Here is a 26,320-nt window from a genome sequence, read left to right on the forward strand (position 1 = left end):
GACGATTTGGGACACCACCCTGTGTGCTGTTCCGCGTCGTGGCGGAATGGCACGGGAGCCACACCATGGATACCCTGATTACCCACCTCCCACCCGCCTTTACTCGCTACGGCGACCGTCTGCCATGGCCATCCGTGGCCGTAACCCGGCGCGCCATGCAGCTGCTTATCCGCATCGCGACGAGCGAATGGGCAGCAGTCGCCTTCGATGATGTCATGCGCGACCTGATCACCCATGACCGGGTGGTCGTGCGCGTGATCCATACCACACCGACCGTCTTGCGGCGCTGGGGCTGTGCGTTTACCCGCTCCGCCCCGCCGCGTCACCCCGTTGTGCTCGACCAAAGCCCGCTCGCGGCCAATGAATGGATTGCGCCATTCGTCATACCGGAGCGCCATGTGTTGCCACGCGGCTGTTTCCGCTCCACTGTTCCGAACATGCCCAACACGACCATCGTCGAATGGGACATGCTCGATATGGACAGGTGGCGGGCAACGCAGGGAGATGACGCATGAAGCACCATACCTACCACCGTCGCCGCAGCCGTAGCCAGCACTGGCCCAACCGCCGGAGCGATCGCGCGCGACGACGGCAAAACCAGCAGCGCATCCAGACCCTGCGCATGATCACCAGCCTCGTCGCCGTCAAGATCCTTGTGGCCCCGATCATCTCCGATGTGATTGGCAACTATGTCTATGACGGTCTTGGCATGATCATGCGCTGGTTGCAGCGCTAAACCAACCCATTCTTCTTCCCCAACTGGGGAGTAGCGCACCGCTGCTCCCCAGCGGTGAAGGAGTCTACCCATGGCGATTGATGCCATTCCTACCTTGATTGACCTGTTCAATCCGACCCGCCCAACCGCCCGCGATCAGATGTGTGCTGCCGACCTCTGGCAGGCCGCCGACCAGTCGTGGAATACCCTCTATCGGATGACCGAGGAGGAGTTGATCCCACTCGTTGGCCGTGCTCATGCCATCCGACTCCGCACCGCCTTCGCGATCAGCCACGCCAAACTCGCGGAAGCCGTCATGGGCGAGCCGATCACCAGTCCGATGGATGTGGTGGCCTTGCTCCAAGCCGAGATGAGTCACTTACCGCAGGAAGAACTGCGGGTGATCAGCCTTTCAACGCGAGCGCACGTCATCAGCATGCATACCGTTGTGGTCGGAACCCTCAATACCGCCCATTGCCGCATCGCCGACCTGTTTCGCGAACCGCTGCGGCGCAATGCCGCCTCGATCATCCTCGCGCACAACCACCCGTCGGGGATGGTGTGGGCTTCGCCAGAGGACATCCTACTCACCAAGCAGGTCATTCAGGCAGGCCAGCTCTTGGAGATCGATGTACTTGACCATCTCATCATCGGCAAAGGCAGCTATACCAGCATGCGCGAGCGACAACTTGCGTGGTAATGAATCAGAAAGGAATCGACCCATGCACACCGTCATCCAAACCGCCATGCGCACCCACTTCGGCCAACTCGCTGCGGCGATCACCATGGCCGCACCCATTCCAGCGCTGCATACCTCGGCAGCACTGTTGCTGGCTCGCTGTGATGAGATTGTGCCCAGTTCCTGTGCACCCACCTCGATCACGGCCACGGCCCTCAAACCGATTCCGCCGAGCAGCCCCTTGGCCACGTTGCTCCAGAGCAACACCACGGCGGAGGACCGCTGGTGCTTTCGGGTGCAGCAAGCCCTGTTAATTGCCGGGGATTGTTCGCGCCGCCAACTCTATGATGCGGTCGTGCTCGTCCTTAGCCAGCAAGTGACCCGTAGCGATGCGACCACCTTCTCCGTGCAGGGGTCGAAAGCGTACATCGTCACGCTGGCCAATGGCATCGACCATACTGAGGGCTTTACATGCCAATGCAAAGGCTTTTGGAGTCATGGTGGGGGACAACTCTGCAAGCATGTCTTGGCTGCTGCGTTGATTGCGCTTGATCCGGAGGAAGGCGGATGCTGACCTTCGACGAGCGTGTCCGGCGGCGGGCCAACCGCAAAAACAACCGCCTGCGCAAACGCTACCCACTCTTCGCCGCCGAATTACACCCCGGCGGTGCATTGGCCGATTGGCTGGTCACCGAGCAGCAAGCAACCAGCGATCTCGCGGCGATTATTCAGTCGAAAGACGAAATGCTTGCACGTGTTGCAACGAACGATCGATTGCGTGAAATCAAGGGATTAGAGCTACGGAGCCTCGTAGCGGAGGTCGTTGATCCTGCCACGTTGGCAACGCTTGATCGCCAGCGCGCAAAAATTCCAAAGGCAGGCGCATATACCGCTGAGTTCTGGTTTGCCCGTCTCCGCACCTATCGCCCCATTGAGGCCTATGCTCGCTGTGAACATCGGGAGAGCCATCTGCTCTTTGCTGAGTGGCATGACCGCTGCCCGCGCTGCCATCTGCCACTGACCAAACCGCCGACGGTGATACCACCAAAGGCCGAACAAACCATGCTGCCGTTCTAAACACCAACAGGCCCGTGATCTCAGCGATCACGGGCCTGTTGGCTTTAAATATGATTGATTAATAGTATTCAAACTACCATCAAATTATTGATACAAATCGTTTTATTTTAGAACATATTGACCAAATTTTATTGACCTGCTATGCTTACGCCACCATGAATAGAAAAAAACCCCGCAACGCGCTCACGTTCGGGGTTATGGGCGCAATTGCAAAGCCAATCACGCCGCGCGTATTCTATCATATCTCTCCAGCGCGGCCTAGTAGATCCGAGGATGTATGGAAAATATTCTTACGGGCCAACGAGGCACACAGTCCACACCAGTAGCAACAATTCCTATGCCAGCCTCATCATCGGCTACAACAACCGCAGCACCTGTCAGCATTGTTGAATCCAGTAGTAGCCCAAGCACGCCTAGTACTACGCCACGGCGAACTCAAGCGAAGCCGTCGCGGGTGATGGCAAAAACATTTGCTCAAAGTGCTTACGATAAACTGGGGTACACCATTGCCTGTCTTGCGGGATTGGTCCTTGCTATCGGCTTATGGGTAGCTGGGGGCTATTTTACCCTACAAGCAGTGCGATCAATTACAACGATTAATACCTCAATCTGGTGGTGGTCATTGCCACTCGCTATCACCGCCGTTGAGCTGTGGCTCATGCCAAAACGCGGAGTCGCACCTGCCAGTATCATTATTTTCCTCGTCGTCCTCGCGTTGGATATTTTGACGAGCTGGCATGGATTGACAACGACACTTTCAGGGCGCATGCTGCCTTTAGGTGCAGGCTGGCAGATTCCCAGCACGGGCATGACCCTTCATGGTATTGCCATTATTATTAGCTTTGTCTTTGCTTTCGCCCCTGAAAAAATGGCCCGGTGGGCAACACGTGAACTATGGGAGTTATGGGCATGAATGAATTGGTTGTGATTGGTGTTTTGTTCCTTGCAATGGGACTCTGGGGAGGTTTAGCGATCTGGAAAATGCGTCGCGAACTCCAGAGTCTTAGGGTGCTTGTGGCCAATGCAGGGTTACAATCGACCCCACCGCTCCATATCAATAAACCGACCGAGCAACCAGTCATTCAAACTTCAATCCTTGATCCAACCCCCTTATCAGGGGCAGGGAGCGCTTTAGCCAATCCCCCACGCGAAGCTCGCATTCTGCTCGACGAACTTCAAGGAAAAGGGACTGATGCCTATCGGTTCCCCTTAGGCTGGTATTCTTCTTTTAAAGGGGCAACCCTGCAAACAGCGCAGTTTGTCCGTGATGTCAATCACATCCTCTTGACAGGACAAAGCGATAGCGGCAAAGATAATGCTGCATTAGGCATGCTGCTCTCATTGGCGCTTACCAAAACCCCACAACAATGCCAATTTGCCATTGTTGATGGCAAAGGTCTGGATTGGTTGGCATGGGAAAAGAAAGAACATACCTGGCTGCTTGCTACTGACCCTGAACATATTGAACAGGCCATGATGAAGCTGACCGCTGAGCGGCAGCGCCGTCGGGCGATTTTGGCAGACGCAGGGGTCACCAAATGGGATAAATATACAGGGAAAGATTTACCACTTCTCGTGGTATTTATCAGCGAGTTATTGCTACTCGAAAATGCAGTTGGAAAAAGTCAACTCACCGGATGGCTGAATGCAGAACTGACGGCAGCACGGGCATTCGGGATACGCTATATCATTGCAACACAAACCGCCAGCAACTTCAGTACCCAATGGCGAAGTCAAATTAGTCTATTTATGGCGGGATTCCAACCCATCCCATCACAGGATGCACCGAATGTTGGATTGACTACCAATGAACTCGATGCATTGCATGTGGTAGCTCCGAGTAGCCTACCATCCCCTAACAACCAAGCAGGTGGGGTCTTTTGTGTGGTGCAAGGCAACCAAGCCCTCAATGTGCGAACAACCTTAATCGATGATCGAGACCTTGACTATCTGATGGAATGCCTTCCCAACCGCGTAGCGCTAGCACAAAAATCACAAGATGAACTGCTTACATCAATGCTCGCTATAGCGCATCAGAATGGGGTAAAAGCGCTCTCGACTCATCCAGAAGCGCTACAGACCGCTACGCAACAATCAAGCGTCACCCATCCCTCAGAAGCGCTTCCCGTAGCGACCCACTTGGTTCCCGCTGACGAACAACGGCGGATTCTCGCGGTCGCCGCACGGGCCACATCTCGACGGGCTGTTTGTCGAGAAGTCTACAATGCGGTCGGTGGAACAGGGTATAACAATGTCCGTTTGGTATGTGATGCCGCAGGATTACTCATGCCAACCCCGACAGCGATGCCGACCGCAAGCGCAGCATAAGCAACGTCCATTAAACAACAAGGGCGATGGTTAGAAACCATCGCCCTTGTTGTTTAATCACGCAAATAGCTACTCATCATCATCCAAAAAACCACCACTAAAGGCCAAGACGGCCCCACTCGCTTCCCGCTGAATCCCAGCAGGGGGCGGAGTTGGTACAACCGTTGTCGGAACGACACCCGTTGAATGCACCCCTTGGCCTTGGAGTAGGGCAGGCAGCGCATCTCGACGCATTAAGAACTCCAGCACTGGCAAGAGATCAGCCTGTAACCGCTGCGCTAGCACCTGCGGATCATACCCGCCATATTGGCCCTCGCCCGCTGCCCATGCCTCCGCTGCTAAGATCCGAATCCCCAACCGCATGGCCTTCAGCATCAACTCCGATTCGCTCTCATCATCGTCCCGATGCACCCGCAACAGCCGATTTCGTTCTAAATCATCCTCGGTACAGCGAATCCCTTTAACACGCACCGCCATGCTTAGGCTCCTTTCCCTGCCGCCGCATAGACCACCGCCAGCAGTGCCCCCGTCGCATTGAGAATATCGGCCACACTCGGATCAATGATCGTGTAGTTGCGAGGGGCTGTTTTGCCCGATGCCTCGGCCCGTTCTTCAATCAAGCGCCGTAACCCTTGCAGTTTCACCCCACCACCGGTAATGATCACGTAGGCGCTCGGCTGCTGGAGTACCTTCAGCATCCGGCCAACCAAGTCCTGTCCGGCACTTTGAATCGCTGCATTGACTTCGCTTTCAATCGGAAATTCGCGACCTGACTCCTCTAACAACTGCGTTTCGAGCGCATATTGGGCTTGGGCATCACTCAACCGTAACCGATGAAACTTCGCCGCCAACTCGCGGGCAATGCTGATCGTCCCTGCACCCAAGCGTTCCGCACTCATCCGATAGGGATTCAATTCCACTTCGGTTAGTTGGGTATCGCCTCCACCGATATCGACAATCGAGACGCGACGAATCCCGTCGGCCTCTAACGAGCCATCAACGGTGCGTGACCATGCATACAACGTCCCAATCGACTGGGCTTGCGGGATGATCTTTTCATAGCGCAGCGTCCAGTTGGTTACCACGCCCAAGGCATCGGTGCGCTCCACAACAAAGGTTTGCCCATTCAAATGGGTCTTGAGGGCCGTGCGGGTCTCAGGATTCACCCCCATTTTGTCATTGTCCCGCGACTCAATTTCTTCATTCGGGATGGCGAAGCCCACAGCTAAGGGGTAGACACCCGGCTTATACCGCGCTTTGATCAGGGTTTCGACCATGCAGGCCGCATTAAACGAGCGCTGGCGCGTGTCGGAGAGGCGTTGGCTGGTGCCGCCGATGGGCAACGCATCGCCATCAAAGCGCAAGGCATCATCGCCAATCCAAAAGCTATCGCCGCCATTGACCCGATAGGTGATCACCCCTTGGCCCGCCCGAATGGCCTTGGCCAATTTATAGGCGGTGGGCGTGCGGGTCGTAATCAACCGCGATTTGGCATCCAACACCGCAATCTTTTTGGCCCCATTACCATTGTCATCGCCCACTGCAAGGTAAGGTTGGTCAGCAATCGTGATCCACGCAGGCAGTTGGTAGTGGAGATCACGCAGGGGTTGGCTCACCCGCACATGGTCATAGACGGTTGCACGTTTGCGTTCTAAGAGGGTCATGGCATGCTCCTTCATCGAATCAGCATCAAAACGACAACAAAGCGACAATAAATCAACAACATTTGTTGTCTGCTACCAGCCAGTATAGCAGAGGAATGTTAACGAAGCAACAATGAAGCGCGAATGAAGCGACAATGTTTATTGTCGTTTTCACACATCATGCACGGATATCGAGCAATAAGCGTTAACAAAGCGACAATAAACCAACAATATTTATTGTCGCTTTGTTAACGCTATAGCGCTATGACATGCTGATAGCGACAATAAAGCGACAATAAACCAACAACATTTGTTGTCGTTTTAGAGGTATGGAACCAATACATCAGCATGAGGGGAGCACTGCTACAATTTACCTGATCGCTATCTATCAGAAGGAGGGCCAAACGGGTGACAGACGATCACGCTCAATCGTCGCCGAATGAGTACATTACGCTCCGTGAAGCAGCCTATGAGTATGATATGGAATACAACAGCATTCTTAAATATGTACACGCAGGACGTATTGCATCACAGATTCTTTCACCAGAAGACATTCCTGATGTCCTTTGGGAACGGTTAGAGCCTCGTGTTCAAGCAAATGTCAAAAAGCATCAAGGCTTACGGGTTACAACAACCCGTGCGATGGAAGAGTACATGCGGACACGACAAAAACGGGGAAGAAAGGGGCGATAAATTTGGACGTGATTTAATTATTATGCTATACTACTCGTGGCGTTCGTAGCGATGCGTTTGAGCGGCCATCGCTACGAACTCACCCCTTCCTCTCTCGACCAGAGGAAGGGGGCTTTTTATTTTAACCGCTTCTGGCGATTCCGTCGAATCACACCCAGCCTCCGATTCAAGCATCAGTGCTTCGTGGGGCGCATATTCTTCCAATTTAATGGATGCAACCGCCCCATCCAAGGCATCAGAGATGGCCACGTCACTCTGCTCGATCAAGCGATCACTGACAATCGCCGCCCGCAACAGCGCTTGATCATCCGCTGGCAACGCATCCAAAATCTGCGCGATAAACTGCGCATCATCCCTGCGCTCATGACTTCGATACTACATCGCCTCACAATAACTCGCCGCTGCTAATATCGCGTTTCGGGCCATGAACGCACGAAGAATCACCGAATGCTGAAGCACGGCCTGCATAATCCGTTGTTGGCGCTTCAGAAACGCTCGATCAGCCGCATTGCGCTGCCGGAGATCCGATTTCCGCAGATCGGTAAAGGCTCCATCCACGTCCAGCGTGATCCGAAAGCGTTTCGTTGCTAACAATGGGCCTCGCCGTCGCCGAGGGTCTTTTGGGTGGCTCATAAAAATCCTTTCTGGTGACGAGCAACCACCGAGGATCGGGCAGCACCCGATCACAGACCGACTCCAGCGATCATCAGGATGCATCCGCATCAGCAGCGTTAGCAATCAAGGAAATAGCGCGGTGGCTCCGGTTCAGCGCGGGATTCGGCCAGAAACGCCACAAACGCCTCAGCCGATTCCTCATCCGGCCACCATGGAGCAGCAAAATCATCCAACGACTGAATCACCCGTGGCGATTGTTCCGCAATGAGATCGGCCAACGTTGGCACACACCAGAACTGGTCGTTTAACTGCATCAACTCCGCATCATCAATCATGGATCCTCCTTCAGCAGAAACCACCGCTGTGATAAATCGGGGTATACTAGCAGGAGCATGAACACCAGAAAGGACGCGTATCATGAAGGTATCCTATCAATCCCGTATTACCCTCGAGCCAGGCAAACGCAGTGGACATCCCTGTATTCGCGGTCTTCGCATCACGGTCTACGATATTCTTGGCTATCTCGCGGCTGGCATGACGATCACGGAAGTCCTTGAGGACTTTCCCATGCTAACCCATGACGATATTGTGGCCTGTCTTCAGTATGCGGCAGATCGCGAACGGCAGAGCATTTTGGTGGCGGCATAGCCATGCTGCTCTTTGATAATAACTGTTCGCCGCGCCTCGTTGATCGTCTCGCTGATCTCGCACCTGCAAGCACCCATGTCGCGACGGTTGGCCTCGCAGCAGCCGATGATCGGACTGTGTGGGCGTATGCCCAAACTCACCAGCTGCTCATTGTCACCAAGGACACCGACTTCAATGATTTAAGCGTGCTGCTTGGCGCACCACCCAAAGTCCTGTGGCTCCGCATCGGCAATTGTACCACTGCCGCCATGGAAGCCCTGCTTCGCACCCATTGGGAGGCCATTACGGCCTTTATCCATGACCCAACAGTGGCGCTTATGACGATCATTCCCCTTCCCACCACCTAACCACGCAGCCTTCGCCACGCCTATCAGACCCCATCCGGGGCGTTGGCTGCATCCTCATCCTCAGGAGTCCACACGAGCAACGCCCCAGGCTGTACCTGAAAAAACCGACACAGGGTATCAATCGTCCGAAAATCAATCCGATTGGCCCGCCCTGTCGTCAGGCCCGTAATCGTTGAGGTAGCCAACCCAGTCAACTCCGCCAACATCTGGATGGTCAACGCCGGTTCACGTCGTTGGAGCCGCGCCACATTTTCTTGGGTAATCAATAATTTCAATGCTGCATGCACTGCCATAACGCCTCCTGGAGAGAACACCATTGCTTCCCTACAGCATACCATGGCCAGGAGAAATCATCAAATTATCAGATGATATGCTGATTTTTTGTTGACTTCTATGCCTCACATATGGTATACTTGTCATAACATGAACTCTCTATAGGAGGACTGTATGGCACTCCCATCCACCAACGTTCGTTATTTGCCCGATCAAAACCGCTATGAAGCCATCCTTGACGGTGTGTCGCTGGGGACATTTCCTAAGGAAATCGAGGCGACCATGGCTGGACACCGCGTCCGGTTGCAGGATCTCGACGACGCTCCATTGCCGCCCCTCGCCGTGCTTGGAGCCGATCTGCACCTGGCATTCCACATCACCGACCTCCGCCCGATGCCCGCGCCCGTCCCCCAACAATATATCGCCACCCCACTCGAAGCCTTGACCGCCACCCTCATCCTGCTCAATCGCAACTGGCTCCGCGCCACCCTCGCAGGTCGCCATGCCGATGCCCAGCAGATTGAAGCCCATGAGCAATGTGTTCGCACCCACATCCATGCCCGCATGTCGGCCAACAACAAATAAACCCTTCATCCCTCGCAAAAGGGATAAAGGGTCAAGCACGGGTGAGGCCACGAATTGAAGAGCGAAACCTCACCCGCAGAAGGATGATAGCCATGACTCCACGCGATGTCAACATGACCGCCCGCCATGTCCGCCTCGCAGCGGTCAGTCGGATTCTCCAGCTCGCCGTGATCATTCGCGAAGAAGAAGGTGTGAATGACGACGAAGCCTATACGATGGCCGAAGCGTTGCTCGAGGATGTAGAAGCGACCGCCGCCGACTGGGGAACCCCGCAACCTGCCAGCCCGTTGGGGATTCTTGCGACGATGTGGGGCCTTGCCTTACGCCGCAATGGTACGGTGCTCGCGTTGGTTCCCGCTGATCTCGTAATGCTCCGTGAGGCTATTACCGCGTGGGAGCAGCAGTATCGGGCCGTGTAAGGCATAAAGAAACAGGCCATGCCGTTTGGGCATGGCCTGTTTCTTTTTCGGCAGCTTAGGGAACCAATTCCAGCGGAAAGCCCAACCGAAGTAAATTAACCCGTTCTGCTTCCGCACGGCGCAGCATATCCCACCGTCCTTGGCGATAGATCCAATAATCAATTCCATCGCTCGCATAGAGGCCTACCACGCGCATCGGTTGGCTACCCGCCCGTGGGGTAGGCCAAAAGACCTGCACAACATCCGACTCTTGCCATGGCTGCGTTGCTGTCGGTTGGAGCGTCGGAACAGGGTTAGCGAGGAGCGGCACGAGGGTTTTAGCGGGTGGAGTCATGGTTGTCTGTTGCTTGCGGGCCGTATCAATCGTCGCGCCCGTGATGGGGTCGAGCAGCGTGGCATTCGTATACGAATCCTGCATCCACCAATAGATGGGATTCCCTGCGGCGTATTCGTTGGGCAGACTGGAGAGCCGGAAGGTGTGGTTGGGTCGCCCCATCGTTTCCCATAAATCACCAAAATTCAAAAACAAGATCCGCACTTGGTCGCTATCCAAAAAGGGCGTGGATTCGAGGGGAATATCCACAGGAGTTGTGCTGACAAACAGGTCGCGGTAACTGCGCTCATCGGCATAGCTACGGGTTACTAGCCCGTCCTGCATCAGAATCACCAGCGTTTGCTTCAGACGCGCTGAGGCAAACGTGAAGGCCCACCAGCGAGCCGTGCCATCATTGGCCGCAATCGCTTCAAACATCCCTTCCTGCGCCCGGCCTTCTGCACGGTAGCCAATTCCAGCATCGACCAATACCGCATCACTGGCCCACGCCGTGCCACGCTCGCGGATTCCGCCCCGCGCAAAGGCTTCGCGCAGGGTCAGATACTGCTCAGCAGGCTGTGCCGCCACTGTGGCCTGTTCATCCTGCGCGAACGCCGTCTGAATCGGCGCACGGGTTGCCGCTCCCACCGTGCTGGTCGCGTGGCGCGCCGCCGCCCCACTCAAGGCCATGGTCGGCACAGGGGATACGGTTGGCACGGTCAATGCGTCCACGACGATCGTCGCATCGCCCTGTCCACAGCCGACCAACATACCGCCCAGCACCAACCCCAGTACCCATGATCGTCGTCCCATCGTTTATTACTCCCCATACCTACAACACCGCAGCCAGCGCCGGAGCTACCTGACTCCGAACCATCCGACTAATCACCTCACGCGATCGCCCAACATCATAACTTAACGCACGGTAGGTTTTGCCATTGGCCAATCCTAAGAGAATCTGTTGTTCTTCCTTGCGCCAGCCTCCATCCTCTGCCTGAGCCAGCAACAAGCGACGGAATCCCTCGATACCGCCAACATCCATGAGCCGCGCCTGGAGGGCATCGGGAACGCGAGACAACCGCCCTGACACCAGGTGGAGTGCCGTCAATACGTCGTCCAATGTCCAACCCGACCGATGCACCACGGTGCGGGCATCGAGCACCAATGGCAAGGAGCGCCGTAAGGCCCGATAGGTCGCCGCAGCGTGCTGGGTACTTCCCGTTGGCGCACCCAACAGGGGCAGATCACGCAGCAGTGGCGTGAGCGCGGTCGGGAGAATGGGGGTCACGATTTGCAAACCGGGCACGAGCTGGGTATGCACAATCGTCGCCAGATCCTCATCGAGCACCGCCATGGCGCAGCGCTGAAGCGTTCCGGTCTGCATCTGCACCGCCAATGCCGCCCCTAAGAGCCATGTCGCAACCCCATGGGCATCGACCGCCCGACAGATCACGAGTCCGGGGTTGGGGCTATCGCTATCGAGTAAGGCGAGTAGCTGATACTCTGCCGCAAAAACATTGGATGTCGCGATCACGACCGTCCCGGCTTCCCGAACCTGCTGCTCTTGCATGGCCGTCAAGCCAATCGTCACAATCCAACTCATGGCTGTTCCTCCTGGCGCACGGCGCGGACAATGAGGCGTTGGTCAAAGGCATTCGGCCCGGTGGGCGGCCAGCAGGTAATCAGGGTCACCACCTCGTGATCGGTGGGACTGAGCAACCGCTCCGCCTCGGCTCCCACCTGGTCCGGCGCAGCACCCACGACCTGAATCCGCAGGGTGTCACTGACCACATAGGCCGTCGCCAATGTGCCGCGATAGAGCCAGAGCACGTCGCCCGGCTGAAGCAGCGCCAGATCGGCAAAGACCGGATCACTGCCACCCACATGACCATTCAGCACAATATTGGTGCCGTCGCCCGGCTGGCCACTATCCACATGGTGACCGACCGCATACTGTGGCACATCCCACGCCCCCGCGACAAACGGCGCAGGCAGCACGGGTCGAGCGAGATTAATCACCGGAATGCGCAGGGCATCGAGCGGCGGCAACGGCAGGGCCGTCGGTGCGGGGGTTGCGGTCACGGTCGCCGTCGCCGTCGGCAGCGGGGTCACGGTCGGTAGCACCACCGTCGCGGTCGCTGCCACCACGGGCCGCACGCTCGGCAATGGCGGCAGGGCAGCCTGCCGCGCCTGGACCGCCTGCGTTGTCGCGACAAACGACCACACCACCCAGCCCACGCCGCTCAGCATGCCCAGTCCGGCCACCGCCACCAGCACGGTGACGAGGGGGATCAGGCGATGGGTCAGGTCAATCTTCATCATGCACTCCTTGGGTCACGGGGATCTGAGCGGGACTCCCCAGTGACCAATCAATCGGTAACCATTCCCCCAACGGCAGCGGCGGAACCCCCACCTGCGCGAGCCATGGGCCAAGCACCGGAGTGACCGCCTCCTGCGTGGGCAACCATCCACCGAGCGGCGGCGGGGGCAGCGTGACCACCCCCGTTGCCAGTCGCGTGACCAGCCAGCGCCGGAGTAACAGCGCCAGCACCGTCACCACCGACCAGCCCACCGTCCAGAGCACCACCACACTGTCCATGCCCGTACTCATCGCCGTCGGCTCCGTACACTGGTCGTGGTCGAGAGCGGCACGAGCGTGGGAGCATCGAGCTGGAACCGCAGCGGTTGGCGTTCGCCCACGACCGTCAGCAGCCAGCCATCGCCATCGGCCACCAGCGTGGCATGGGTTCCGATCACCGGCGGCGTGGGGCGGGTATGCACGGCCAACTGCGCCGTGGCGCGAGCAATCATCAGCGGCGCGGGATCATCCCATGTCACCAGATAGGGTGGCGTGAGCATACGGCCCATGACCTGCGTCAGCCATGGCCACACGATCCGCATAAGCTGCGTGGTGGCTACTCCCACAGGCAGGGCAATCACGACCGTGCCGCGCCCGACTAAGACTGTTTCCAATGCCTCGGCTTGCGTCGCGATATCGGCCAGATCAACCAGCAGCACCTGCGGCAGATAGCGTAGCGCCTCGGCCACCGCCTGCGGAGCCAGCACCACCGCACTACTGCCGCCCCCCCCTTCACGCTGCATCACGCGCGGGATCAGGCTCTGGAGCAGGGTTGTCGCCTCGGCCAGCGCGGGGTGCAGCAGCTGCACTACCAATCCCGCCCGCCACGCGAGGTAGAGCGGTTGAGGATAGGCCGTGCTATAGCCCAGCAGCACTCCCCGCGCAGCATCGGTCAAAATCGTCAGTTCGCTCTTGTTCATCCCAGCCTCCGGGGCCAGAGCATCCAGGCCACGACCAGCGTCGCCAGCACCACTAAGCCAATCGGCAGCCCAACGGGCATCCCATCATCACTGGCGGTTACGGGAAAGGTGCGCTGCGGCTGGGCAGCGGGTCGGGGCGTGGCACTTGGCTGGGCAATCCCAGCGACCTTGGGCGTAACGCTCGACCACGCCGTGTTGTTCTCGGTGGATGTTTCGGTCGTGGTCGTGCTTGCCTGTGCAAGGTTGGTCAAGGGGCCGTCGAGGGAGGCCACGGTGCCATCGATCCAGATGGTGATTGTTTGTCCAGCAGACAATTCCGCAATCGTGACACTGACGATCCCGTCGGTGAGTGTTGCCTCGCCGAGACTGGTCGTGACGTGTAAGCCGCGAAAGAAGCCGGGCAAGACATCCCGCACCAGCACGTTGGCCGCTGGGGCATTGCCGTGATTTGCCACCGTCAACGTCCAGCGCAGGCTATCGCCCACAGCCACCGTTTGCTGATCTGCTGTTTTTTCCAGCACCACATCAGGCAAGGCTATCGGGGTCGCCGTCGCGCCGTCGCTCGGCGTTGCGGTCGGGAGCATGGTCGTGGTCGCCGTCGGGGTCAGCTCGATCGGCGTTGCCGTGAACTCGAATGGCTGGCGGGTTGGGCGTGGGGTCACCGTCGCACCGTCGCTTGGCGTGCTCGTTGGTTGTGGCTCGTCGGTGGGCCGTGGGGTCGTCGTTGGAGCGAATGTTGCCGTCGGGACATCGGTCGGCAGTTCGGTTGGTTCGGGTGAGGGCGTGAGGCTCAGCGCCTGCTGGGCTGCGCTCGATTGCGCGGGAAAGAGTTTGGCCATGCCCATGACCAGCGCCACCATCACGAACATCCCAAAGGCGATTGTTTCAATACGTTTCAGCATCGGGTTCCTCCTCCTACCGCACGACGGCAGGCATATAGACGGTCTGCATGCGCACGGTCACGGGGCCATACCAGGTGGTTTGGCCATTCAATTCGACTTCTTCCAACCAATACGACCACTGGCCAAGCGGCCCAGTGGCATGGGTATCCGTTATCCGGTAGCTGCCACCTGTTGCCCCCTGTGAGGGAATCAGGTTGGTGGTCACGCGGGTTGCGTCATTATTCGGAGTCGTGCTGCGATAGAGTTGGAAGCCGAGCGTATTCACTTCGCTGCCCGTCACCCAGTGCAGATCGACATTTTTACCCGACGCGAGGGCTGCAAACGATACCAAGCTAATACTGGTTGGGTCGAAGGGGTGGATGATCAGATTCGAGTCTTCGTCGATCGTTTGATCACTATCGGCCTGTGCCACATTGCGAATTGCGACCGTGGTTCCAATCGGCAGCACGCGCACGCGAAACTGCACCGTGCGGGTTGCCCCAACCGCGAGATCGCCAATGTTCCACGTGAGCATCCCATCCACTGGAGCCACTGCCGGATCGGCATCGAGGAAGGCTGTCGCCTCGGGAATCGCATCGCGAACCGTCACCCCGGTCAGCGGGGCGGTACCGGTATTGGTGACATCGAGGAAGTAGGTAATGGTATTCCCAGCCGCCACCGCCGTGCCGTTGGGTGGATTCGAGCGCTTGACGATGCCCAGGTCTGGATGCAGGATGGTCGTCGAGTCGTCGTCACAATCGTTGGTTGGGTTGGGGTCATTGGTGGTATCGACACAGGCCCGATTTACCACCTGATTCCCGATCGCTGCTTCGGGGATAACCCGGATCTGCACCGTGCCCGTTTCCAGGGCAGGCATTGCTGCGGTGGCGGTGCAAGTCACGGTTTGGCCAGCCACGGTACACGACCAATGCGGGCCACTCGCGCTGACGACGCGCAAATCAGCGGGCACCACGTCCGTGATCGTCGTTCCCACAGGCATCGCAGCGGGGCCATGGTTGGTGACAGCGATGGTGTACACGCCTTCCTCGCCGACAACAAAATCACCTGCATGCGTCTTTTGGACACTTAAGTCAGCACTCAGATCAACCCGGAACGTCACACTCGCGGTTGCGGTTGCGACGCGCCGGAGCCAGTCAAACTCATAAACCGAGTTATCCAGTCCAGCAGTGATGTCCAACGTGGGCTGACGCTCGTCGTCGGCGAAGACCATCACCCCATTCCCGCCCCCAAAATAGAGCATGCCAGTTTCCGGATGGCGGGTTGCCGCACGTGCGCCCCAGACCGGATTTGCTGCTGGCCAACGGAGTTCGTTGGGCAACCATTGATTGGTCGCCGTGTTTAAGATTAGTGCGCGGTTCTGCGGCGTGAAGCTATCGCCGATGCGGTACACCACCACATAGAGTTTTGACTCATCGGGGCTAAGCACAATCCCCTCCAGCTGGGGACGATAGGGATTCGTTACGGCAATGCGGGTAAAACTGCTGGTTGCGGTATCGACCGCGTACAGCGCATTGCCTTGGCGGGTGGCCAAATACAGCCGCGTCCCGTCCCGATTGAGCAACACCCGCCGTCCAACCGCTGCGTCGCCTTCGCGAATGAGCCGAGAACGAACAGTGCGACTTGCCACATCCAGCACCGTCAGACTGTAGTCACCCATATCCGCCGCGTAGGCGGTTTGGCCATCGGGCGAAAACACTAAGTCCTGGGCAGCGCTCGCGGTCACGACGGTATTGCCCGTCCCGTAGACCGCGGTATCAAAGATCGTCATCACGGTATTCGTCGTGGTGTCAATCACCGCCATGCCGCCCCGGCCATCACTCGCATCCTGCGGCACCCACAGCTCGCGCCCATTGGGGGTGAGTGCCCCCATGCGCACGGTTTTCGGCAGCGGAATCCGCGTGACAAAAACGCCGTCGTGGGTGTAGACATCCACCCCAGTCGAATGGCCAATGTAGAGCCGATCTATCGTGGGATGCGCAATCAGCAACTCGCCGCCTGCCGAATCGGGGCTGGTGCGAATCGTTGTGTGAATCGTCGCTGTTGCCGGATCAGCAATCCGCACACAGGTCTCGCGGCCCGTCGCACAGGAAGGATCAAGCATATAGAGCCACGTCCCCGATTCGACCGTACTGGTCGCGGAAATCGTGTGGGTTCCGTCCGCGAGGCCGCTCACAGGCAGGCTCCATTGGCCATTCGTCCCCACGGTCAGGGTTTGCCTTGCCCTCCCATCAAGCCACACCGTCACCCGCGAGCCAGCGGTCGCCGTTCCGGTCACGGTCGTCTCCGTGTCCGTCACCACCTGCCCCACCGCCGGACTGCCAATTGCTACCGCGACCGGGGGCAAACCGGGATCGTGGGGTTCCAGCGGTTCCATCGCCGCTGCGGGGAGTAGGCTGAGCAGCCCCAACAGCACGCCAACAATCCCAAACCAACGCCATCGATGCATAACGACCTCCTACAGAGTCCAAAAAAACGGCATACAAAACCCCACCGTGAAACCACGCCGGGGACACATAAACAGAGTCAGTTAGTCAATACTCGCTAGCCGCCGCGCAGCTCGCGCAACGTGCAGTTGACACCAGCTCGCTGGCAATACATCCGCCACTGCTGGTCAAGGTAGGCTAAATCAAGGGGCAATCCCGTAGGCAGAGCGAAGCAGGAGGAGGTCGGGGATCGCAGGGACAGATACGCGGTCAGGGCGGTCACGGTCGGGGCTTCGGTCAACAGTCGCCAACGCTCGCCACAGCGCACCAGGGGCAACGGCCCAGCCAAATCAAGATCGGCCATGGTCAAGCGACAGAGCGGCAGCACCCGCAACTGGGTATCGTACATCAACCAAAACACGGCCTGATCCAGCCACTGGGTTGCCGGAATCGTCGCCAACACCCGTTCCACCGTTCGGCGAGGCCGCGCCGTCCGCAGCACCCGCACCATCCCCACGCGAAGGGGCGCACTATCTATCAGCATTTGTGTTACTCCCGCAGGGCTTCGCAGGCGTGAATCAAAGCCGGAAGCACCGTGCGATAGGAAGGATCAGCAAGTTGATTTTGGCGAACGCTATCGCTTGCGATAATGCTCGTTCGATCGAGCCGACCCCGAACATCCAGTCGGCTACCCACGAGCAACCACTGGATCGAAGGGCGGATTCGATCCCAGAGCGATTTTGGTATCCATGGCGGCGCAGACAACTGACGTAAATAGACAGGAAGCTGCGATAGATCGGTCGCCGGATTCAGGAACACGGGTTCAAGCGCCGCCCAGTCAACCGTGACGGACGGTGGATCAGATTCGATGGAAGGGTCGGCAGCGTCCTCGGAATCCGCTCCGGCAGCGTCCTCGGAATCCGCTCCGGCAGGTTCATCAAGGCCCAATGCCGTGGTCCACCGTGAGAGCGAGGCTGCGAAGTCTCGTGGCTGATCGATCTGCCACTTGGCGGCAGCGGGTTCCCAGCCGTAGTCCTGAATATCCCGCAGAATACTGACAACCCACCCGCCGATATCACGGATGCCCGTGCGCTGGCGAGCATCGGTCACCACGGTTTCCAGCATGGCCAAATCGATAGCAGCAAATTCGGCAAGTTGTTTAGGCCGAATCGCCAGTGACCGTAGGAGTGCAACCTGCGGGGTATCTGGAATTGACATAATGTTTCGCGCCGCCGGAACTGTTCTGGTTTTGGGTTCCAGAACATCCGGTTCGGATTCACGTTCTATTCGTTCGTTATTCCTATCAGAAAAAGAGACTCCACCACCGTTTTGTATGCTATGCAGATCGGTTTCTGGTGGTTGATCTTCTCTGTCTATTCTGCATGATCTGCCTGTGACGTTCCATTGTTCACTGGCGACCGCTATTTTTTCGCTTTCTAATGCGTCAAAACCGTCCTCGGACACCCTGTCTGTCATCGCCAGGTTCGTCGCCATGGTCATCACCATGATCGTCGCCAGGTCCGGTTCCACAAAAAAAAGCGTGGGCCGCGGATCAGGGTCGCTGGGCCGCATAACGCCGCCGCGAGGAACGAGCTGCAAACGCTGTGCACCGTGCAGACTCATCGTCCCCTGCGCCAGAATCTCCGTAATGCTTGGCACGGCGAGTGGCACGTTTTGGTGACATAAGCCACGACGCTGGAGTGTGGCCGTGCTATGACGATGCGGGATTCCGGCCACGAGCAACATATACACGCCCACATCGGTCAAGGTCAGGGCTGGCGTGGTCAGATAGCGCGTAATCAGAGGCTGGCCGTGCGGGCGTGGCTCGATGCGGCCAAGGTAGTGGTCGAGGATCGTGCGGTCAAGCCGATGCGTCGCCACGCGGCCCCGATTGAAGGATTGCGTCATTTCCCAGTGACGCACGCCCTCACGTTGCCAGCCCCACGTCGGCACATAGGCGATTTTGCAGCCGTGCTGTGGCTCGGATGGAATGGCGAGCCAGTGGCCAGCCATGAGCTGGGCCAAGGCCGTGCGAATCTTTGCGCGGGTCAGTGATGGGTCATAGGCCTGAATATCGTGAGCGGACAGGGCAACGGGGGTATGGGTAACGAGCCAGCGCCGCGCAATCAGGGCATAGATGCCAAGCGCGAGCGGGGCATGAGCAAGGGTTTCCGCTAATTTGGTCGGGAACCAGAGATATGAACGGTCAGGTGCGGCCAGCCATGCGGGATTGCGCATGACCTCCGCCCCACCGCTCGGGTGGGTTGATGGCATAGGGTATACGATCCCTTACCACCTTTGGAAGGCTTGACATTTTCATGATGTCAGCGTATACTCAAAGGCAGCAAAATACCTCCCGAAAGGGAGTACAACTCATACAGGAGAACGCGAAAACAGCTTGGCCGCACGTAAACGCGTTCTTTTCTGTTTTTAGCCTCATTTATATGTCTGTAAGGCCAACAGACCCGTATTATATACGGCAGGATATAGCACTATCTGCTAATCTTTGTCTCCTCAAGAGTATTCTTTGTTAGGACTTATCTAAATAAAAAACTTTGCTTAAAACGTGAAGGCAAGTATAACACTACTTGCACTAAATTGCGAAGTAAGTTTTGATAGCATCCCCTCTATCAAAATCGCTTTTATATGCCTGCGATTATGGGCTTTGATCAATATATCCACTAATGGTATGATCAGGGACGTTTTATTGTTTAGGTGCATAATCAATGCATGTAGACATTATTTCAGGTTGAGGGTAGGATGAGACTACTAATGCTTTTGACCAATTATAGGTAGCCTATTGTATTTTGTCAATCGTGTAAACTATCATCCATTTTTTGAGGTTCCCAATGGATAATTCCGAAGACATCACTGTCGCAGATTTAATAAACAATCTATTTAGCTCACATTTGCGTCCTGATGGTCGTGAATATACCAATAAAGAAGTTTGCGATAGTTTAGATAATGCGATTGAAACTTCTCATCTTTCTCGTTTACGTAAAGGTAAGATAGCCAATCCAGGTAGAGATACGCTACTGGCTCTTTGCCGATTTTTTCGCGTTCCTCCTTCGTATTTTTTTCCTGAGTTGGCAGAAAACACAAATGAAGAATCTGTTGATCCAGAAATGATGATGCAAATTGCATTAAGATCTTCAGGTGTATTACCAGATGTTCAACAAAAGCTTGCTGCACTGATCCGATCTTTAAGACCTAAAGACTAACATGTCAATTCAAAGTTTTTCTAAGATAAAAACCCTCACTCTTAAAATTATAGATGAACTCGGAAAAGACTTTTCAATAGATTCAATAAGATGTTTTATTGAACAGATCCGAAACAAGCCCCTGTTAATTCAACGAGCTACTATACCTAATAGTATTAATGGTTTTGTTGTTGGTTTAGCAGATGTTGATCTGATTGTGATTGCAGCTAATGTTGATGATGTACTAGTCAAAGCTATATGCACCCATGAAATGGGTCACCTATTAGCTGGACATATTCCTCTAGTATCATTTGGATCAGATACACCTTCCTTAGATAATTTTAATTTGGAAGATTTTGCAAAGATAGTCTTATATAGAGATAATAGATACGAGTCCAGACAGGAGCAAGAAGCAGAATATATTGGGCGTTTCTTGCTGGCAGCTGACTATAGATATGAGTCTACAATACCCCCTCATGTTCGTCATATGTTTCGTTAGGAGTTAGCAATGCTCGGCATAAGCGCCGTTATTAATGCGTTATTGATAGCACTTGGTTTAATATTGTTTATCTACCGATTTAACCAAGAATCAGCAGAAAGTTCTTTAGACTTAAAAAACAGATCCGCTTTTAAACAAGCAATAGTAGCCGATACACTTTTACTAATCTGGACGATAAAGCTTTCCTTTGAAAGAAATAATATTGATATTCCATGGTGGTTTTTTACAATAGGAGCAATAAGCTTTTTATGGTGTGCAGCAATAGGATTGGGGGCAATATCAGAAATTATTTCACAAAGATCGCTTAATTTCTTTGGGAAACATTTTTGGTTTACGTTAATATCTACAATAGTTATAGTATTTGCAGACTATAGTAGAAGAAATAATTTCTTTTCTATCGATATAATTTATCTTCCAAATAATATTGATATATTTTATTTTATTTCTTACGTTGCTTATCATTTAAATCTTTTATTTTTTGCAAGCATTGCCATACCAATATTATGGAACAGTTTAGGTCATTATAAAGATATAATATATATTGCAAGAAGATTACTTTGCGTATTGGCCTATTCAGTTGGTGTTTTAGTTTGCATATCTAGTCTTTTAAATATTTTTATCAAAATCAATTACTATAATTATAATAATATTAATATAATCATTAGTAATTTATCAAATTATATATTAATACCTTTATTCGGTATGTTGTTTTGTGTAGGATTTATGGGAACGGATAAGCTTTTAAATTTTATAATGAAGCCTTTTAATAAATTTATTAATAGAAGACAGAAGGTGAATCAAGATTTTCTAGAATATCTTCATAAAATTATAATAAAGATAGTTCCAAATGTTCATTTTCCACTAGATTATGACGATATTGATATGATGCAAGTTTCTATATTAACCGAAATTAGTGATGCAAGAAGAATTATCTATAGCCATCATTTAAATATTGTTACTGCTGAGGATGAAGCTCTACTTTTATGTCGTATACTCAAAGATAACAAGCTTTACAAATCTTCTGGAATTCATCCCATTCGGCCTGTTGACGACTTATTTACCCATAATATTAAGGTTGCTAAGTATATGGCCGCAAATCTGAAGACATCACTAACTATTTAGTAGAAAACGAGTTTATATTATGACTCAAAGGAATATCCCTAAACTAGAGGGTTTGCCGTTCATTGGACACCTCATGGCCTTTCAACGAGAAAGGTTGGGGTTATTTCAGCGTATTGAAGAACAGTGTGGTGAAATAGGAATGTTTTCGATTGGGCCACATGATGTTGTTATGCTGAATAATGCAGAGCTTATTCATTCCTTTCTTGCCCTACATAATGATGCTACAGAAAAAGTTCCTCGTATTAGGAAAACTCTTTTCCCACTGTTGGGTAATGGGACACTGAATGCACTCAATCAGCTTCACAAACCGCAACGTGCGCGAATAATGCCATCCTTTCAAAGATCTACTATTCCAATACTTATTCCGACGTTTGTTAAAATCACATCCAATATTCTTTCGCGTATTCCTGGTGATAAGGCGATAGATATATTACCTTTGATGATGGAGCTTGCCCTAAGAAACATTGGTTATAAGCTTTTCTCGGAGGATATTAGTGACACAGTTCCTCGTTTTCGTACATTGATCGATAGCTTGACGGAAGCCATAGTCTATCAATCAACGCGACTTTTTGAATTACCATGGACATTTCTAAACAAACATACACGTCATCTAAACCAGACTATAAATGAGCTTGATAAATTTCTCTTTTCTTGGATTGATCAACGCAATATAAATCCAACCCCAGATGATGATGTTTTGAATCATCTTTTAACGACTCACACAGATCGACAACAAATCCGCGATGAGTTAGCAACTACGATTTTTGCAGGACATGAAACAGTTGGGATCACACTGACCTGGATGTGGTATCTTGTTTCAACTCATCCTCATGTAATTTACAAACTAAAAGAAGAGATTGATGCTGTGTTAGGCACTAATCCAGTAAGCCAAGATTCGATTCCAAAACTTTCTTATTGTCGGGCCGTTGTGCACGAAGTGCTTCGTCTCTACCCCGCAGCGTATATTCTAAATCGACGTGTAATGCACGATATTACCTTGCCTGACGGCTGGCATCTTCCATCAGGTTCAAATGTTGGTATTTCACCTTATATTGTCCATAGAAGATCCATCTACTGGGAAAATCCTACAATTTTTGATCCAACGCGATTTTTAAATGATTCTACTAATGTTCCTCGAGGAGCCTATATACCATTTGGTGATGGGCCTCATATTTGCTTGGGAAATCATCTCGCTATGGTAGAGATGATTGTTGTTTTAGCAACGGTAATACAACATGGTCACATTTATTGGCAGGGGATGGGTGAACCAACAATTCGTCCACTTATAACACTCACGCCAAGTAATGGAATTTTTGGTCGTATCACACCATGGTAGATATTATGTCCTAGCATACGAGTATCACTTCATCCGCGCAATTAGCCCGTATCCGCCGCAATCGCCAACACCCGATCAAAGCGAAAGGCCCGCTCTTCCTGCCGCAATTCACACCAGCCACGCACCCCGGTACTGGTCAGTTCGAGCGGGCGTATCGTGCGCGTGGTGATCCGATGCGCTGACGGCGTGTAATAACGCACCGTCAGGGTTTGGCCAGAACGAATCGCTTGCTGCACCGCCTGTCGTGTCTGTTCGACCGTGATCGTGGCCTGTGGCTGCTGCCCAACGGCCAGCGGTTCCATATCGGTAGCCAGCGGCGGCGTGAGACTGGAATGCACCCCCTCCCATTGCTCGTCGAGCACACAACGCTGCGCAAACGATAGCTCGGCGAGCAACTGCTGCGCTTGTGCCTGAAACGCCGCCGCATAGCGCGGAACCTGCTGCGCCGCAATCCGCAACGCCAGCACCAGCGTTTCGACCTCACGGGACGGGGCAGGATCGCGCGGCGACGGCAACCCCACGGCCCGCGCGACCTGGGCCGCTGCTCCCGCCGAAATCACCCGGTGGGTTGCCGTCCAGCCCGCCTGCACCACGCCCTGCATGCCCCGCTGCTGCTCCAACACCGTCAACGCCTCAGCACTGCCTTCCACCAACGTCACCTGCCGCAGCCGCACGCGCGGTCGCGATGCTACCGTGGCCACCACGGATTCCACTGCCGTCGGACGGACGGCATACCACGCATCCAGTGGCTCCCACACCCCCGTCAGATCGCCATCCTGCTGCACCCGTGCTGTCACCGCTGCCACGCTGATGCGCCAGCCATGCTGCGTCGGTTGGCCCCAATAAGTCGCCCACCACCGCAGTAGCGGGGGCAGGTGAGGCGTGGCGGGTAGTAAGAGTCCATCAAACGGGGGTGCAGTCACCGTCACCGCTGCCCAGCCATGCCAGAACACCCAGCCCTGCGCGAGACTGACCACCCCCGCTGGTTGGAGTACCTGCCGCAGCCACTGGCCAAACAGCCGCCCACGCTGGTCGTCGGGCAGCGTGCCCCACGCTGGATGCGCCCAGAGCAACGCCAGCACATCCCACAGCCGCCGTGGTGCGTGATCGTGCATGAGCGCAGCAAAGGCCTGCCAGAGCGTCGCCCAATCGGGATTGCGCCACGCAGGCAGGCCACTGTCCGGCGGGGAACAGCGCACAAGCTGGTGCTGGAGCAGCCGTTCCTGCTCGGCGAGGCTGGCCTGTATCCACGCAATCCCGCGTGGTGTCGTGCGCCACTGATCCAGTCGCAGTACGAGCCAGCCTGCGGACTGGGCCAGTGTGCGGGCCAGTGAGCCGGGGGTGGCAGCAGGCAGCGGCTGAATCGACCCTTGGATGAGCACCTCGGCGACCGCCTGAAAGAGCGATTGGAACGATGCAGGGGCGGGCGGTGCAGGAACAGGCCGCATCCGCCGCAGCCAGCGGGTCGTATCGCGAAGCAGCACGGTTTGGCGGCCCAACTGGGTGCGGATGGGCAGGAGGAAGCCCAAGACGGCCAGTCGTTGGAGCGAGGAAAGGCTGGCAAGGGCTGGCCATGGAGCCTGCCAGCGCCAGAGATCAAGGGTATCAGGATCAGGCAGGGGGTGATCCCCATGCCACAGGGCGTAGAGCAGGGCATAATCGGCAGCGGTCAAGGATTGCCGGACAAGGCGACGATATGCCGGCGTTGTCCAATGGCACAGCAGGTCGGTGGCAAGGCCCGCACGGGTTTGGGATGCAGGGCGTTTATAGTGGGTATAATGGGCCAGCGTGCGCAAGGTGCGAATGGGAACGGACGCAAACGCGTGGGCGGTGAGGATCTTGACAGGCATGGGAGAATAGGGCATAACACGACCTTTGATTGGACAGGGAATGATCGATGCAACCGCTTCAAGTTTACCATAATTATACTTGTGGTGCATGGCACAAATCGCGTGGCATGCATCTCGGCTGGCAATCCACGCGGGGAGCTGCTCGCATTCCGAAAGTGGACACAGAGGAGTTAGAACCAGCGCCCCGACGGCGAGGGGATTGAAACCTTAAGTATGCTTTGAGAACTTAAGTTCTGAATCGTTGTTAGAACCAGCGCCCCGACGGCGAGGGGATTGAAACATGACTCCACCATTCACCACATCGAGCGAATATGTTGCAGTTAGAACCAGCGCCCCGACGGCGAGGGGATTGAAACTGATAACAGCCATAAACTCATCAGAGTTCTGAGTAGTTAGAACCAGCGCCCCGACGGCGAGGGGATTGAAACGCCCACCCGGATTGACCGCCATCCGTTGTACATCTCTACGTTAGAACCAGCGCCCCGACGGCGAGGGGATTGAAACGAACTGTAGATTGAACCGGAACTCATTTACAATATTAGTGTTAGAACCAGCGCCCCGACGGCGAGGGGATTGAAACACGAGTGCGATCAGCAGAGCGAGAGCCAGGAACGCGTTAGAACCAGCGCCCCGACGGCGAGGGGATTGAAACACTAATTGCTTGCCCGAAGACGTTTCGGAAGTTAACCCGGTTAGAACCAGCGCCCCGACGGCGAGGGGATTGAAACGCGCAGAAACGCAAGCTAGTTCATACTTATAGCCACCTTGTTAGAACCAGCGCCCCGACGGCGAGGGGATTGAAACATCACCAAGAAACCTATTACGGCACCAGTAATAAAACGTTAGAACCAGCGCCCCGACGGCGAGGGGATTGAAACCAGCATCTTCAATGGCCTTGTTCAATTCTTCTGGGAACGGTTAGAACCAGCGCCCCGACGGCGAGGGGATTGAAACAATCTCATCCGGATCGAAAAAATCCGAGCAGTGAAGTTAGAACCAGCGCCCCGACGGCGAGGGGATTGAAACTGGATGTGTGTGAGTGCGCATTGTTGCACCAGCTGCTTTGTTAGAACCAGCGCCCCGACGGCGAGGGGATTGAAACTTGAAGGTAATTAGCGTCATCAATCACTGCTTTAGCGTTAGAACCAGCGCCCCGACGGCGAGGGGATTGAAACATATTCATATGGCGAGTTCTTGCGTACCCTGTGCGAGTTAGAACCAGCGCCCCGACGGCGAGGAGGGCTGGACGAATTCCTGAGGGGTTTTGGCAGGTTTTTTCGCTGATTCGCGCCGCCGCTGGCCGATCACCACGCAAGGCGTGGTTTTTTTGTGGGCCGACCCGATCCATCGCCCGTTATGCTGCCCGCAATCCCG

32 protein-coding genes and 1 CRISPR repeat array are annotated in these 26,320 nt (G+C 55.0%); of the genes, 17 read left to right on the forward strand and 15 right to left on the reverse strand.

The window, feature by feature from the left end; genetic code table 11:
• Nucleotides 1-65: 65 nt before the first annotated feature.
• The 7 genes from JOD20_RS20570 to JOD20_RS20600 all read left to right on the forward strand — a co-directional run bounded on the left by JOD20_RS20570 (nt 66) and on the right by JOD20_RS20600 (nt 4,799).
• Nucleotides 66-515 carry a hypothetical protein gene (locus tag JOD20_RS20570; RefSeq protein ID WP_204757075.1) on the forward strand — a complete coding sequence of 150 codons (450 nt, stop codon included), beginning with the start codon at nt 66-68 and terminating at the stop codon, nt 513-515.
• Nucleotides 512-736 (forward strand): hypothetical protein, encoded by a 225-nt coding sequence (locus tag JOD20_RS20575; protein WP_204757076.1) that lies wholly within the window; start codon nt 512-514, stop codon nt 734-736. The genes JOD20_RS20570 and JOD20_RS20575 overlap by 4 nt, the downstream gene beginning before the upstream one ends.
• 70 nt (nt 737-806) lie before the next feature.
• A complete protein-coding gene (locus JOD20_RS20580) occupies nt 807-1,415 on the forward strand; it encodes a JAB domain-containing protein (RefSeq protein WP_204757077.1) in 609 nt (202 codons plus the stop codon).
• 22 nt (nt 1,416-1,437) lie between these two features.
• Nucleotides 1,438-1,968: an SWIM zinc finger family protein gene (locus JOD20_RS20585; protein WP_204757078.1), complete on the forward strand. Its 531-nt coding sequence runs from the start codon at nt 1,438-1,440 to the stop codon at nt 1,966-1,968.
• A complete protein-coding gene (locus JOD20_RS20590; protein ID WP_239583980.1) occupies nt 1,962-2,471 on the forward strand; it encodes a hypothetical protein in 510 nt (169 codons plus the stop codon). The genes JOD20_RS20585 and JOD20_RS20590 overlap by 7 nt, the downstream gene beginning before the upstream one ends.
• 457 nt (nt 2,472-2,928) lie before the next feature.
• Nucleotides 2,929-3,384 carry a hypothetical protein gene (locus JOD20_RS20595; RefSeq protein ID WP_239583981.1) on the forward strand — a complete coding sequence of 152 codons (456 nt, stop codon included), beginning with the start codon at nt 2,929-2,931 and terminating at the stop codon, nt 3,382-3,384.
• Entirely contained in the window at nt 3,381-4,799 is a 1,419-nt protein-coding gene (locus tag JOD20_RS20600) for an FtsK/SpoIIIE domain-containing protein (protein ID WP_204757080.1), read from the forward strand. The genes JOD20_RS20595 and JOD20_RS20600 overlap by 4 nt, the downstream gene beginning before the upstream one ends.
• Before the next feature lie 69 nt (nt 4,800-4,868).
• Here the strand turns inward: JOD20_RS20600 and JOD20_RS20605 are convergent, their stop codons facing one another.
• Nucleotides 4,869-5,276: a hypothetical protein gene (locus JOD20_RS20605; RefSeq protein WP_204757081.1), complete on the reverse strand. Its 408-nt coding sequence runs from the start codon at nt 5,274-5,276 to the stop codon at nt 4,869-4,871.
• 2 nt (nt 5,277-5,278) lie between these two features.
• Nucleotides 5,279-6,463 carry an acetate and sugar kinases/Hsc70/actin family protein gene (locus tag JOD20_RS20610; protein ID WP_204757082.1) on the reverse strand — a complete coding sequence of 395 codons (1,185 nt, stop codon included), beginning with the start codon at nt 6,461-6,463 and terminating at the stop codon, nt 5,279-5,281.
• A 387-nt stretch (nt 6,464-6,850) separates the two neighbouring features.
• Between JOD20_RS20610 and JOD20_RS20615 the strand changes: the two genes are divergently transcribed.
• Entirely contained in the window at nt 6,851-7,135 is a 285-nt protein-coding gene (locus JOD20_RS20615) for a hypothetical protein (RefSeq protein WP_204757083.1), read from the forward strand.
• A gap of 30 nt (nt 7,136-7,165) precedes the next feature.
• On the opposite strand, the gene JOD20_RS20620 is transcribed toward JOD20_RS20615, so the two are convergent.
• Nucleotides 7,166-7,462 carry a hypothetical protein gene (locus tag JOD20_RS20620; protein ID WP_204757084.1) on the reverse strand — a complete coding sequence of 99 codons (297 nt, stop codon included), beginning with the start codon at nt 7,460-7,462 and terminating at the stop codon, nt 7,166-7,168.
• A 120-nt stretch (nt 7,463-7,582) separates the two neighbouring features.
• Here JOD20_RS20620 and JOD20_RS20625 point away from each other — a divergent pair, with 120 nt between their 5' ends.
• Nucleotides 7,583-7,726, forward strand: coding sequence for a hypothetical protein (locus JOD20_RS20625; protein WP_204757085.1), 144 nt, complete (start codon nt 7,583-7,585; stop codon nt 7,724-7,726).
• A gap of 140 nt (nt 7,727-7,866) precedes the next feature.
• Here the strand turns inward: JOD20_RS20625 and JOD20_RS20630 are convergent, their stop codons facing one another.
• Nucleotides 7,867-8,085 (reverse strand): hypothetical protein, encoded by a 219-nt coding sequence (locus tag JOD20_RS20630; RefSeq protein ID WP_204757086.1) that lies wholly within the window; start codon nt 8,083-8,085, stop codon nt 7,867-7,869.
• A gap of 82 nt (nt 8,086-8,167) precedes the next feature.
• On the opposite strand from JOD20_RS20630, the gene JOD20_RS20635 reads away from it, so the two are divergent.
• Together JOD20_RS20635 and JOD20_RS20640 are read left to right on the forward strand one after the other, a co-directional pair.
• On the forward strand, nt 8,168-8,398 hold the full coding sequence (locus JOD20_RS20635; protein ID WP_204757087.1) for a DUF433 domain-containing protein: 231 nt from the start codon (nt 8,168-8,170) through the stop codon (nt 8,396-8,398).
• A gap of 2 nt (nt 8,399-8,400) precedes the next feature.
• Nucleotides 8,401-8,745, forward strand: coding sequence for a DUF5615 family PIN-like protein (locus tag JOD20_RS20640; protein ID WP_204757088.1), 345 nt, complete (start codon nt 8,401-8,403; stop codon nt 8,743-8,745).
• Nucleotides 8,746-8,768: 23 nt separating this feature from the next.
• Here the strand turns inward: JOD20_RS20640 and JOD20_RS20645 are convergent, their stop codons facing one another.
• Nucleotides 8,769-9,038 carry a helix-turn-helix domain-containing protein gene (locus JOD20_RS20645; protein ID WP_204757089.1) on the reverse strand — a complete coding sequence of 90 codons (270 nt, stop codon included), beginning with the start codon at nt 9,036-9,038 and terminating at the stop codon, nt 8,769-8,771.
• 154 nt (nt 9,039-9,192) lie between these two features.
• On the opposite strand from JOD20_RS20645, the gene JOD20_RS20650 reads away from it, so the two are divergent.
• Both JOD20_RS20650 and JOD20_RS20655 read left to right on the forward strand, forming a co-directional pair.
• Nucleotides 9,193-9,603: a hypothetical protein gene (locus JOD20_RS20650; protein WP_204757090.1), complete on the forward strand. Its 411-nt coding sequence runs from the start codon at nt 9,193-9,195 to the stop codon at nt 9,601-9,603.
• Between the two features lie 92 nt (nt 9,604-9,695).
• Nucleotides 9,696-10,022 (forward strand): hypothetical protein, encoded by a 327-nt coding sequence (locus JOD20_RS20655; RefSeq protein WP_204757091.1) that lies wholly within the window; start codon nt 9,696-9,698, stop codon nt 10,020-10,022.
• A 55-nt stretch (nt 10,023-10,077) separates the two neighbouring features.
• On the opposite strand, the gene JOD20_RS20660 is transcribed toward JOD20_RS20655, so the two are convergent.
• From JOD20_RS20660 to JOD20_RS20700, 9 genes are all read right to left on the reverse strand, one after another.
• Nucleotides 10,078-11,148, reverse strand: coding sequence for a hypothetical protein (locus JOD20_RS20660; RefSeq protein WP_204757092.1), 1,071 nt, complete (start codon nt 11,146-11,148; stop codon nt 10,078-10,080).
• Between the two features lie 19 nt (nt 11,149-11,167).
• The gene (locus JOD20_RS20665) at nt 11,168-11,938 is read right to left on the reverse strand and encodes a hypothetical protein (RefSeq protein ID WP_110519274.1); all 771 of its coding nucleotides are present in this window, start codon (nt 11,936-11,938) and stop codon (nt 11,168-11,170) included.
• Nucleotides 11,935-12,657 (reverse strand): sortase, encoded by a 723-nt coding sequence (locus tag JOD20_RS20670; protein WP_239583982.1) that lies wholly within the window; start codon nt 12,655-12,657, stop codon nt 11,935-11,937. The genes JOD20_RS20665 and JOD20_RS20670 overlap by 4 nt, the downstream gene beginning before the upstream one ends.
• Nucleotides 12,644-12,934 carry a hypothetical protein gene (locus tag JOD20_RS20675; RefSeq protein WP_239583983.1) on the reverse strand — a complete coding sequence of 97 codons (291 nt, stop codon included), beginning with the start codon at nt 12,932-12,934 and terminating at the stop codon, nt 12,644-12,646. Before JOD20_RS20675 ends, JOD20_RS20670 begins: the two co-directional genes overlap by 14 nt.
• 8 nt (nt 12,935-12,942) lie before the next feature.
• Entirely contained in the window at nt 12,943-13,614 is a 672-nt protein-coding gene (locus JOD20_RS20680; RefSeq protein WP_204757094.1) for a hypothetical protein, read from the reverse strand.
• On the reverse strand, nt 13,611-14,516 hold the full coding sequence (locus JOD20_RS20685; RefSeq protein WP_239583984.1) for a DUF11 domain-containing protein: 906 nt from the start codon (nt 14,514-14,516) through the stop codon (nt 13,611-13,613). The genes JOD20_RS20680 and JOD20_RS20685 overlap by 4 nt, the downstream gene beginning before the upstream one ends.
• 13 nt (nt 14,517-14,529) lie before the next feature.
• The gene (locus JOD20_RS20690) at nt 14,530-16,812 is read right to left on the reverse strand and encodes a DUF7507 domain-containing protein (RefSeq protein ID WP_338034205.1); all 2,283 of its coding nucleotides are present in this window, start codon (nt 16,810-16,812) and stop codon (nt 14,530-14,532) included.
• A 245-nt stretch (nt 16,813-17,057) separates the two neighbouring features.
• Nucleotides 17,058-17,402 (reverse strand): integrase, encoded by a 345-nt coding sequence (locus JOD20_RS20695; RefSeq protein WP_338034206.1) that lies wholly within the window; start codon nt 17,400-17,402, stop codon nt 17,058-17,060.
• An 86-nt stretch (nt 17,403-17,488) separates the two neighbouring features.
• Nucleotides 17,489-19,177, reverse strand: coding sequence for a hypothetical protein (locus JOD20_RS20700; protein ID WP_239583986.1), 1,689 nt, complete (start codon nt 19,175-19,177; stop codon nt 17,489-17,491).
• A gap of 611 nt (nt 19,178-19,788) precedes the next feature.
• Between JOD20_RS20700 and JOD20_RS20705 the strand changes: the two genes are divergently transcribed.
• The 4 genes from JOD20_RS20705 to JOD20_RS20720 are packed head-to-tail and all read left to right on the forward strand — an operon-like array spanning nt 19,789 to nt 23,096.
• The gene (locus tag JOD20_RS20705) at nt 19,789-20,160 is read left to right on the forward strand and encodes a helix-turn-helix domain-containing protein (protein WP_204757098.1); all 372 of its coding nucleotides are present in this window, start codon (nt 19,789-19,791) and stop codon (nt 20,158-20,160) included.
• A gap of 1 nt (nt 20,161) precedes the next feature.
• A complete protein-coding gene (locus tag JOD20_RS20710) occupies nt 20,162-20,638 on the forward strand; it encodes a hypothetical protein (protein ID WP_204757099.1) in 477 nt (158 codons plus the stop codon).
• Between the two features lie 9 nt (nt 20,639-20,647).
• Nucleotides 20,648-21,760: a hypothetical protein gene (locus JOD20_RS20715; RefSeq protein ID WP_204757100.1), complete on the forward strand. Its 1,113-nt coding sequence runs from the start codon at nt 20,648-20,650 to the stop codon at nt 21,758-21,760.
• Nucleotides 21,761-21,779: 19 nt separating this feature from the next.
• Nucleotides 21,780-23,096 (forward strand): cytochrome P450, encoded by a 1,317-nt coding sequence (locus tag JOD20_RS20720; RefSeq protein WP_204757101.1) that lies wholly within the window; start codon nt 21,780-21,782, stop codon nt 23,094-23,096.
• Between the two features lie 41 nt (nt 23,097-23,137).
• Here JOD20_RS20720 and JOD20_RS20725 read toward each other — a convergent pair whose 3' ends face one another.
• Nucleotides 23,138-25,036 (reverse strand): WYL domain-containing protein, encoded by a 1,899-nt coding sequence (locus JOD20_RS20725; protein ID WP_239583987.1) that lies wholly within the window; start codon nt 25,034-25,036, stop codon nt 23,138-23,140.
• A gap of 79 nt (nt 25,037-25,115) precedes the next feature.
• A CRISPR array of direct repeats spans nt 25,116-26,194; the repeat unit is 37 nt; unit sequence GTTAGAACCAGCGCCCCGACGGCGAGGGGATTGAAAC.
• The last annotated feature ends 126 nt before the right edge of the window (nt 26,195-26,320 follow it).

The sequence above is a fragment of the Herpetosiphon giganteus genome, from assembly GCF_016907925.1.
Taxonomy (GTDB): Bacteria; Chloroflexota; Chloroflexia; order Chloroflexales; family Herpetosiphonaceae; genus Herpetosiphon; species Herpetosiphon giganteus.

What these genes read in the sequence shown, in the direction of transcription:
- JOD20_RS20570 (WP_204757075.1), top strand. Translation starts at nt 66, where the DNA reads ATGGATACCCTGATTACCCACCTCCCACCCGCCTTTACTCGCTACGGC.
- JOD20_RS20575 (WP_204757076.1), top strand. Translation starts at nt 512, where the DNA reads ATGAAGCACCATACCTACCACCGTCGCCGCAGCCGTAGCCAGCACTGG.
- JOD20_RS20580 (WP_204757077.1), top strand. Translation starts at nt 807, where the DNA reads ATGGCGATTGATGCCATTCCTACCTTGATTGACCTGTTCAATCCGACC.
- JOD20_RS20585 (WP_204757078.1), top strand. Translation starts at nt 1,438, where the DNA reads ATGCACACCGTCATCCAAACCGCCATGCGCACCCACTTCGGCCAACTC.
- JOD20_RS20590 (WP_239583980.1), top strand. Translation starts at nt 1,962, where the DNA reads ATGCTGACCTTCGACGAGCGTGTCCGGCGGCGGGCCAACCGCAAAAAC.
- JOD20_RS20595 (WP_239583981.1), top strand. Translation starts at nt 2,929, where the DNA reads ATGGCAAAAACATTTGCTCAAAGTGCTTACGATAAACTGGGGTACACC.
- JOD20_RS20600 (WP_204757080.1), top strand. Translation starts at nt 3,381, where the DNA reads ATGAATGAATTGGTTGTGATTGGTGTTTTGTTCCTTGCAATGGGACTC.
- JOD20_RS20605 (WP_204757081.1), bottom strand. Translation starts at nt 5,276, where the DNA reads ATGGCGGTGCGTGTTAAAGGGATTCGCTGTACCGAGGATGATTTAGAA.
- JOD20_RS20610 (WP_204757082.1), bottom strand. Translation starts at nt 6,463, where the DNA reads ATGACCCTCTTAGAACGCAAACGTGCAACCGTCTATGACCATGTGCGG.
- JOD20_RS20625 (WP_204757085.1), top strand. Translation starts at nt 7,583, where the DNA reads ATGCTGAAGCACGGCCTGCATAATCCGTTGTTGGCGCTTCAGAAACGC.
- JOD20_RS20630 (WP_204757086.1), bottom strand. Translation starts at nt 8,085, where the DNA reads ATGATTGATGATGCGGAGTTGATGCAGTTAAACGACCAGTTCTGGTGT.
- JOD20_RS20635 (WP_204757087.1), top strand. Translation starts at nt 8,168, where the DNA reads ATGAAGGTATCCTATCAATCCCGTATTACCCTCGAGCCAGGCAAACGC.
- JOD20_RS20640 (WP_204757088.1), top strand. Translation starts at nt 8,401, where the DNA reads ATGCTGCTCTTTGATAATAACTGTTCGCCGCGCCTCGTTGATCGTCTC.
- JOD20_RS20645 (WP_204757089.1), bottom strand. Translation starts at nt 9,038, where the DNA reads ATGGCAGTGCATGCAGCATTGAAATTATTGATTACCCAAGAAAATGTG.
- JOD20_RS20650 (WP_204757090.1), top strand. Translation starts at nt 9,193, where the DNA reads ATGGCACTCCCATCCACCAACGTTCGTTATTTGCCCGATCAAAACCGC.
- JOD20_RS20655 (WP_204757091.1), top strand. Translation starts at nt 9,696, where the DNA reads ATGACTCCACGCGATGTCAACATGACCGCCCGCCATGTCCGCCTCGCA.
- JOD20_RS20660 (WP_204757092.1), bottom strand. Translation starts at nt 11,148, where the DNA reads ATGGGACGACGATCATGGGTACTGGGGTTGGTGCTGGGCGGTATGTTG.
- JOD20_RS20665 (WP_110519274.1), bottom strand. Translation starts at nt 11,938, where the DNA reads ATGAGTTGGATTGTGACGATTGGCTTGACGGCCATGCAAGAGCAGCAG.
- JOD20_RS20670 (WP_239583982.1), bottom strand. Translation starts at nt 12,657, where the DNA reads ATGATGAAGATTGACCTGACCCATCGCCTGATCCCCCTCGTCACCGTG.
- JOD20_RS20675 (WP_239583983.1), bottom strand. Translation starts at nt 12,934, where the DNA reads ATGGACAGTGTGGTGGTGCTCTGGACGGTGGGCTGGTCGGTGGTGACG.
- JOD20_RS20680 (WP_204757094.1), bottom strand. Translation starts at nt 13,614, where the DNA reads ATGAACAAGAGCGAACTGACGATTTTGACCGATGCTGCGCGGGGAGTG.
- JOD20_RS20685 (WP_239583984.1), bottom strand. Translation starts at nt 14,516, where the DNA reads ATGCTGAAACGTATTGAAACAATCGCCTTTGGGATGTTCGTGATGGTG.
- JOD20_RS20700 (WP_239583986.1), bottom strand. Translation starts at nt 19,177, where the DNA reads ATGCGCAATCCCGCATGGCTGGCCGCACCTGACCGTTCATATCTCTGG.
- JOD20_RS20705 (WP_204757098.1), top strand. Translation starts at nt 19,789, where the DNA reads ATGGATAATTCCGAAGACATCACTGTCGCAGATTTAATAAACAATCTA.
- JOD20_RS20710 (WP_204757099.1), top strand. Translation starts at nt 20,162, where the DNA reads ATGTCAATTCAAAGTTTTTCTAAGATAAAAACCCTCACTCTTAAAATT.
- JOD20_RS20715 (WP_204757100.1), top strand. Translation starts at nt 20,648, where the DNA reads ATGCTCGGCATAAGCGCCGTTATTAATGCGTTATTGATAGCACTTGGT.
- JOD20_RS20720 (WP_204757101.1), top strand. Translation starts at nt 21,780, where the DNA reads ATGACTCAAAGGAATATCCCTAAACTAGAGGGTTTGCCGTTCATTGGA.
- JOD20_RS20725 (WP_239583987.1), bottom strand. Translation starts at nt 25,036, where the DNA reads ATGCACCACAAGTATAATTATGGTAAACTTGAAGCGGTTGCATCGATC.